This is a genomic window from Microbacterium sp. 18062 (assembly GCF_902706225.1).
Taxonomy (GTDB): Bacteria; Actinomycetota; Actinomycetes; order Actinomycetales; family Microbacteriaceae; genus Microbacterium.
The window spans coordinates 1-604 of the sequence record NZ_CACSKB010000163.1 but is presented as its reverse complement, the minus strand read 5'-3'; the positions used below and the strand labels follow the sequence as shown (position 1 = coordinate 604).

Genomic DNA, 604 nt, shown 5'->3' with positions numbered 1-604 from the left:
AGAATGCTAATGCGGTATTATCATCCAAAAGCTGAAGATTTGGCGTTAAAGTTGAAATAAGGACGTTGTATGGATTATAAAAATAAGTTAGTTGATGCATCACCAAAATTAAACAACCCTCAGCTATTGGCTATAATATACTTAATACCTTTTGGATACTTGATTGTAGAAAACCCATTATGGCTAGAAAATATATACGTTGCCGCTCCAATTTTCCTATCATCCATAGCTTTATTAACCAGTGTATACATAGGATATCGTGATTTATTAAATAAAGTATTTAATAATGCAGTAGTTAAATGGGGCGTAACTGGCTTTACATATTCCGTATGCTTATGGATCGCAAAGTTTAAGCTTGACATAGCTTATGGTATAGTCCCAGAAAATCTTAATTACTCGACATTAGCTTATGCTTTCATGCTCTCATTTCCAATAGGAGCAATGATTTGTGCAATTACAATCTATATATACATATTTTTGCGAGATGTATCCCCAGCAAAAATAGTAATATCCTCTATGATATCAGTATATATTGGAAACTTGGCTCAACATCATATGCAAATGAACAATCTTCCTGAAAAAATATTATTAATAGGACTCATAA

General features: G+C 32.0%; 1 protein-coding gene. It reads left to right on the top strand.

The features are described from left to right. Nucleotides 1-69 precede the first annotated feature (69 nt). A partial coding sequence (locus GVL03_RS19160) for a hypothetical protein (RefSeq protein ID WP_159502572.1) occupies nucleotides 70-604 on the top strand: 535 nt, incomplete at its 3' end.